Below are 1,131 nucleotides of genomic sequence, written 5' to 3'. Positions count from 1 at the left end.
ATTTTAAGACGCAGAATTTTTTCGGCAAGGAATTTCGCGTGCAAATTTTATGCGGCGCGGAATTTTATGGCACCGCAAAATCAAACGTCTGCGGATCTGCTCCGTTTTGCGCTGAGGTAGCTTCCGATCTCGCTTATCAAAACGCCCGCGAGGATGAGCGCCGCGCCTAAAATTTGCATCGCGCTTAGCCTCTCGCCGCCCACGAATACCCCCATAATGCCCGCCGTTACGGGCTCTAGCGTGAAAAACAGAGCGGTTTTTACGGGTGTCGTGTATTTCTGCATCAAGGCCTGCGCAAAAAAGCCAAAAACCGTTCCCAGCAGGCAGATCACCGCCATCGCGACGAAAAAGCTTCGGTCCATCACCGGCACGATGCTGACCTTTTCGAAAAAGATCGTCGCAAAGCAGCAAAGCGCGCTTAGGCAGAGGATCTGTACGTAGGCGATGCCCGCTACGTCGCAGCTTTGAACGAAGCGGTTGGTCAGCACGATGTGAAACGAATACGCGCACGCGCAGACTAACGCCAGCGCTTCGCCCTTGCCGAGGCCTAGCTGCGTGTCGCCGATAAGATATAGCCCAGCGATCGCAAGCGCGATGCCCGCGTAGGCGTAGGAGTAAATTTTATGCCTAAACAGCGCTGCGGCGATGAAGGGCACGAGCGCGACGTTTAGGCCGATGATGAACGCCACGGAGGAGCTTTGCGCAAATTTAAAAGCGAAGGTCTGCGACGTAAAACCCGCGAATAAAAACAGGCTAAGTACCGCGCCGTGCTTGATCTCGCGCGAAGTGAGCGCTTTGAGCTTGGGGAAAAATATCGCGCCTGCGATGATGCTCGCGGCGAAAAAGCGCCAAAATAGCAGCACGAAGACGTTGTTGCTCGCAAGCGCCTGCGAGGTGGGCAGATACCCGAGCCCAAAAGCGATCGCCACGAAGAGCATTCCGATGTCGGCTCTAAATTCCAAACTTTTATTCATCTGCGTCCTTTTTGAAAATTTAAAGTCGTAATTTTACGAAATTTTAGGTAAAAAATAGGCTAAATTTTGGCGGAGCGATTTGGAATTTAGGATTTTAAAATCGCGAGTTAAATTTTAGCGCCTAGCTCGTTTTAAGTTTTCGGCTCGTCTTTTTGGG

General features: G+C 51.5%; 1 protein-coding gene. It reads right to left on the bottom strand.

What is annotated here, in order from left to right:
- Positions 1 to 80: 80 nt before the first annotated feature.
- Entirely contained in the window at positions 81 to 974 is an 894-nt protein-coding gene (locus tag Q0620_RS01135) for a DMT family transporter (RefSeq protein ID WP_298782859.1), read from the bottom strand.
- Positions 975 to 1,131 lie beyond the last annotated feature (157 nt).

It is taken from the genome of uncultured Campylobacter sp. (assembly GCF_938017615.1).
GTDB lineage: Bacteria > Campylobacterota > Campylobacteria > Campylobacterales > Campylobacteraceae > Campylobacter_B.
Note: the sequence above shows the minus strand (reverse complement) of the source record. Positions and strands in the feature narration are given on the sequence as shown.